The following is a 6,692-nucleotide window of genomic DNA, read 5'->3' as shown; positions in this document are numbered from 1 at the left end:
TCCATTGTGATGCACCTTAAAAACGATGGTTTGTTTTTCAAGGGTTCATCACCTTTCCTCTTTTGGCAATACGTTCAGCGATTCGGCATTGAGCATCGTGCCTTTTATTTGGCCTAAATTTAGGTAACTTTAGTCATGGGAATCAAATGTAATTATATTTGGCTGTAGCGATCTCACCATCCAGGCATCGACATTTTGCTCTGGGATTGGATAGGGGGTCTCAAAGCCAAGGGCACCGATGGGCTTAAACCCAAATCGTGAACAACACCGATTTTACCTAACCGGACTCCCTGGGCGGCGGCTCAAAAGATGTTTTATGGTTTAAATCCTGGTTTCAATTTAGACCAGACGCTGCAACAAGTCAGTGTTTCGTCTATCCCTGCCCATTATTTCTGGGTTGGATAGAGATTTTTATACCCCCCAAGGATCACCATGAAAAAGGAATCATGCCAGCTTTAAAGTTTTAGGGATGGCTTGAGTTAAGTATTTTTGAGGAAGATGATAAGGCCCCGTCGGTCGATATATAGTTTTAGTAGCGAACAATCGATCTACTAAGCTTTTTCATTTTTTCTGATATAAATCTACATCTTAATGGAAACCCCTAAGAGTTAGCTTTAGTGCTTTTAGGATGATGTTTTGGTGTCTCTAAGTGCAGTTTAGATAAGTTTAAAGCCTAAAACCTAGCACAAGCAGATCTTTGATATTTTCTTCAGGTCGCTGACAAGTGTGCGCTTGAAAAAATAGTTACAGGAGATGTTTAGATGGCTAGAAAAGTTCTTATCTTGGCAGCAAATCCCACTGGTACTTCGCCTACCAGACTGGAAGAAGAAGTGCGGGAGATTGATGAGGGTCTGCGGCGATCTAAACATCATAACCAGTTTGAACTTTTTCAGCGATGGGCCGTACGTCCACGAGACATTCAGCAAGCAATGTTAGACGTCGAGCCGCAAATTGTTCATTTTTGTGGATATGGCGTAGAAGACCAGGGACTTATTTTTGAGGATACAGTCGGACAGGCAAAGCTAGTCAGTGGTGAAGCGTTAGCTGCCTTATTTAATCTATTCTCTGAAAAGTTGGAGTGTGTTGTTCTCAATGGTTGCTACTCAGAGATACAGGCTGAGGAAATTGCTAAACATGTCCTCTATGTGATTGGCATGGAGCAAGCTATTAGTGATACAGCTGCCATCGAATTTGCTGTCGGTTTCTATGGTGCTTTAGGTGCCGATCGTTCAGTTGAATTTGCTTACAAGTCAGGCTGTACTGCTATTCAGCTAGTAGGGGTGCCAGAACATTCAACGCCTGTCCTTCATCAGGGGAGGAAGTCGCTTTTAGCTCCCTCTAACATAACTGAAAATTCTGGCTCAGAAAGCTCGGAAGCTCACTACGAGTCTCTTATAAAAGCGATTATTGCTGGTCGAGTAGTTCCTTTTCTAGGATCGGATATTAATTTGTGCGATCGCTCCATTCAAGGCGATGGCGAATTTGAACCCTGGAGACCTCAATGCCCCTACCCACCATCAGGTAAAGAACTCGCTGCCTATCTGGCCAAAACCTTTCCGCCACAGCCAGAAAAAGTTATTCGTCTGCTGGCTCATCAAGACTCAGAGATCAATGCTGATGAATTACCGACAGAATATCCTCTGATTAATGAGGTCATTCATGAGCATGCAATTTTAATCTATCCCGACAGTGAAGGTAAAGGACGTTTGCATGTGGGCGGAGGACTGCTCCAATATTTATCTCAATATGCATATTTGACGAAAGAAGGTGAGCTGTATGACCGACTGCAATGCCTTGAACTCGGTTGCCAGCCAAACCAATTACATCGGTTCTTTGCCAGGCTGCCAGCTATCATGCGAGATAAGGGATATTATCCCCCCTATCCACTCATCGTGACCACCAACTATGACCGGGCATTAGAACAAGCATTTGAAGATGCTAATGAGCCGTTTGATTTAGTATTTTATTCCAACACTATTGATGCCCAAGAGCGAGATAAATTTGTACATCAGCCACCCGATGGTCCCCCTCAAGAAATTCAAGAGCCCAATAAATATAAAGGTCTCTCATTTGATGAAAGACCCGTAATACTCAAACTTTATGGCACTGCAGATCAAATTAGTGAAGGGGAGAGTTTAGTCATTACTGAAGAGCATTATATCGAATATCTGGTTTCTAGAGATCTCTCTAGTTTACTACCCGCTAAAATACTTGGAAAACTACGTACTAAAAGAACGAACGTATTATTTTTAGGGTATCTCTTGGGTAACTGGAATCAGCGGATTATCTTACACCGGATTTGGCAAAATTTGGGGCTAAAAAAAAGAGATGCCTGGTGGGCGGTCCAGGCAAGCCCAAGACCCTTAGCTCAGAAGCTTTGGCAGAGTTACAACATCGTTGTACATGATTGGCCTCTAAAAGACTACATTGCTGAGCTAGACCGGAGGGTAAAGAATATCCCTGCTAAAAGGAGACAGGATTTATGAGTGGAGCCAGCAACCGCATATCTAACACAGATCTATCTTCCCTTCCCTATAAAGGATTAGCCCATTACTCTGAAACCGATGCCCCCTTCTTCTTTGGTCGTGCGAGTGAGTGGGAAGTTGTCGCTGATAATTTGATGGCGACCAGACTAACGTTGCTCTACGGTGCTAGTGGTGTAGGCAAGAGTTCTCTGCTACGGGCAGGTGTTGCTTATCATCTCCAACAAGATGCAAGAAAGAATTTGGTAGAGTTTGGTGCACCTGAATTTGCCGTAGTTGTATTTAATGCCTGGCAAGATAACCCATTAGAAGCGTTAACTCAGCATATAGAAAAAGAAATTAAAAGTCTGCTCAATGGAAAAACCTTTGAAGCATTATCACCATCATTAAGATTTAATCAAATGCTAGAGAGTTGGGCAGAACGTCTCAACGAAAACGAGGGTGGCGGTGAGTTATTTATCATTCTCGATCAGTTTGAAGAGTATTTTTTATATCACCCTAATGAAAAAGGAAAGGGCACATTTGCTGAGGAGTTTCCTCGGGCCATTAATCGTCCTGATCTCTCCGTTAATTTTCTAATTTCTATCCGTGAAGATGCTTTAGCAAAGCTAGATCGATTTAAGGTAAGTATCCCAAATATATTCAGTAATTACTTGCGTATTGACCATCTCGATGCCAAGTCAGCCTATGATGCGATTTCCAAACCGATTGAAGTCTATAATCGTCAATCACCTGATAAAACAACAGTTACCCTTGAAGATAGCTTAGTCAAGGTTGTCGTTGATCAAGTTAGTCAGTTCTTTGGCGGTAGTGATGGTCGTGGTATTTCTAAGGAATCTAGAGTGGAGTTGGAGAAGCAGATTGAAGCTCCTTATTTGCAACTGGTAATGGAATACCTTTGGAAGAAGGAAATAGAAAATAAGCGTTCAAATTCTTTAAGACTACAAACATTGTTTGATATGGGGGGAGCTGAAAAAATTGTCAGTGACCATCTCAGCCGACAGATGGACCTGTTACGGAAAGAGGAAGGTGAAGCGTCGTTGGTGGTTATAGCAAGGATTTTTCAATACCTGGTAACGCCTTCTGGAAGTAAGATTGCTTATCCTTTAAAGGATTTAATCGGAATTACAGAATGGCCTGAAACTCGGCTAAGAAGATTACTAGAGAAACTAACAAGTGGAAAACAACGCCTTCTTCGAACTACTAGCAAATCATCTGATGCATATTCTGAGCGTTATGAAATTTTTCATGATGTTCTAGCTCAGCCAATTTTAGACTGGCGCAAGCAATACCTACTAGATGAAGAAAAATATCGCCGTAACCTTGCGATTAAAGAAGGTCTGCCAGCTCAGTCGATACGTCAGATCAAATCTATGCAGGATGAGAAAGCTGCTTTATTGGTTCGCCAAGCTTATTGCTTTTATAAGCGAGAGCGCAACAAAGTTCTTTATCAAATTGATGAAGCGTTACGAGAAATACTCTCCATTTCATATTTCAGTAACATTCTGCGAAGCCATGAGAAAGGTGTGTTTGGCTTTGCTGCCCTTGCCTTTAATCCCAAAAATCCTCAAATGCTAGCTTCAGCTGATTATAACGGTATTATTCGGCTGTGGGATCTTCATCGTTCACCGACCGTTCATCCACCTCAGATTTTGCAAAATCAGCAACACGATGTTCACACGCTCGCGTTTAGTCCAGATGGTAAGATTTTAGCGGCTAGTGGTGCTGATTGTACGATCCATTTATGGTCAAATATAGACCAATCTAATTTGTCATCTCGAATTTTGGGTCACCATGATCAAAATATTACGTCAGTAGCCTTTAACTGGGATGGAACAATATTAGCGTCCGGTAGTGATGACGGCAAAATCAAACTCTGGAATTTAGACAATCAATCAGAAGATGAATCTGTAGCCGTTCTCAGGGGCCATCAAGCGGCTGTTAAAGCTGTTGCGTTTAGTCCAGATAGACAGAGTGGCTATTTGCTTGCTTCCGGTAGCAAAGATAAACTAGTCAATCTTTGGGATATTCGTGACAATACATGCCTTAAAGTCCTAATACGTCATGCTGATGTAGTGCGTTCAGTAGCTTTTAGCCCAGATGGACAATGGTTAGCTTCAGGAGGAGAGGACAAGAATATTGTTCTTTGGGATCTAAGGGATCTTAAACAGGTAGAAGAACTCGAAACATTACTTGCTCATAAAGACAGTGTGCATTCGGTGGCTTTTAGTCAAGATGGACAGTGGTTAGCCTCAGGTAGTGAAGATCAGACCATATGCTTATGGGAACTGGCGGCTGTCAATCAAAAAGTTAGCCGCTTAAAAGAAAGACTTAAAGGTCACAGTTATGGTGTTAGTGCAGTGGCCTTTAGTCCTGACAATCAACTATTAGCCTCTAGTAGCTGGGACAAAACCATTAGACTCTGGCATTTATATCCATCTAAGGAAATTTCTCGGATTATAGGAAAACATACAGATAATATTGTATCAGTCGCCGTCAGTCCAGATGGCCATTGGTTAGCTTCAGGTAGTTGGGATAAGACAGTGAGACTATACGATCTGAGTAACCCAAACGTGCAACCTAGAGTCATTGGAGAACATGATGACAAGGTCTTTGTAGTTGCTTTTGATCAAACCAGTCAAATGCTGGCATCAGGTAGTAAAGATCAAACCATAAAACTCTGGAGAGATTTTCAAAACCCTGTACAACAACCTGAAATTCTTAGAGGCCATCTTGACGTGGTCAGTTCTGTTGCGTTTAGTTCAGACGGTCGATGGTTAGCCTCTGGTAGTTGGTCAAAAGATGGCACCGTACGACTATGGGATCTGTTAAATTCTGATGCTACTGGTCAAACCATTGACACAATTTTGTGGAAGCATGAAGAGATGGAGACCCATGCATCAGAAAGTGTGACATCAGTCGCATTTAGTCAGGATGGACAAATGCTGGCTTCGGCTAGCTATGATAAAACTATTAAACTATTAGATCTACGTAAAACGGATGGGCTGTCCTGGGATTCACTATATGAACAACCCAATGTTGCTCCTATAGTGCTAAAGGGTCATAGTGCTCGGGTTTGGTCAATAGCGTTTAGTCCAAATAGCCAGACACTCGCTTCAGGGAGTGATGATCGAACGATTAGATTATGGGATCTGAGCCAAACCGAGGTACATCCTACACTCCTAAAAGAGCTTGAAGAACATAATTTTTGGGTGAGCTCAGTGGTTTTTAGCCCAGATGGTAAAAGACTGGTCTCTGGTAGTTATGACAAAACCATAAGGATGTGGAACCTCCGCCACTTAGATGAAGATCCCATTGTTTTGAGAGGGCATGAACAAAGTGTCACTTCAGTTGCGTTCTATCCCGACAGTAAGACACTGATTTCAGGAAGCTACGACAATACTGTTCGCCATTGGATCATCGACACAGATCAACTTGCCGATATGGTCTGTGAGAAGGTGCAGCGTAACTTGACCCAGAAGGAATGGCAATGGTTTATGGGGCCTGATATTCCCTATGAGCAGACCTGCTCCAACCTGCCTCCTGGCGAAGGTACTTTGGCAGAGAGGGTACGCGTACAAGAAGTCAGTGAATTGGAGCGTGAATTTCGAGTCAAGCTAGCTCAGCTATTTTCGGGTCAGAAATATGTTTTGCAAGTCATTGCGGAAAGGGATGCTGACCAGAAAGATACGGCTGAGGAAGATATTTCTACACCATTGAATAAGCCTAAGGGTGATGAGGGAACTTATTATCGTCTAGAAACACTACGCCTGCTAGGTTTTCTTAAAATGACCGATCCGGGACAAGGGCCTGGCTCGATTAGATATGGCTTGTCTTCAAAATATCGAGAATATCTCAATAAAATAAAGGAGCATTAGATAATTCCAAACATGGTAGCTGACAAATTAGTTTGCACCTCTAGCTCTGATTCGGATCAGGTGGGTGCGACAGCTTGCTAGATTCTCTAAAATTCTCTCAAGGCTTGTTGCCAGTATCGTTCATAGTGGTTTAGAAAACTTAACATCCTTACACTCTTCCTCTGAACTATGTAGGATTACTTAAGATAAGTTATGTAAATCTGGATTCATGTGAATTTATTTTTTCAACGCCCATAGACCAACTCTAGCTAGAGCAAACGTTATTTAGCCCCAGGATTCAACTTCCAAACAAGCTCTAAACATACTGCTTCCTCAGCCTACTATCCCCTTA

Annotated in this window: 2 protein-coding genes; both read left to right on the top strand. The window is 42.3% G+C overall.

Annotated features, from left to right (window positions below; all coding sequences use genetic code 11):
* Positions 1-761 precede the first annotated feature (761 nt).
* Complete coding sequence (locus QGP82_RS25035) at positions 762-2,486, top strand: SIR2 family protein (protein ID WP_499061366.1); 1,725 nt, start codon at positions 762-764, stop codon at positions 2,484-2,486.
* Positions 2,483-6,361 (top strand): nSTAND1 domain-containing NTPase, encoded by a 3,879-nt coding sequence (locus QGP82_RS25030; protein WP_499061365.1) that lies wholly within the window; start codon positions 2,483-2,485, stop codon positions 6,359-6,361. The genes QGP82_RS25035 and QGP82_RS25030 overlap by 4 nt, the downstream gene beginning before the upstream one ends.
* The last annotated feature ends 331 nt before the right edge of the window (positions 6,362-6,692 follow it).

Origin of the sequence: Leptothoe sp. LEGE 181152 (assembly GCF_032906605.1) — a bacterium.
Lineage (GTDB): Bacteria > Cyanobacteriota > Cyanobacteriia > Phormidesmidales > Phormidesmidaceae > Leptothoe > Leptothoe turfae.
The sequence above is the reverse complement of the archived record's forward strand: the minus strand, read 5'-3'. Positions and strand labels throughout refer to the sequence as shown.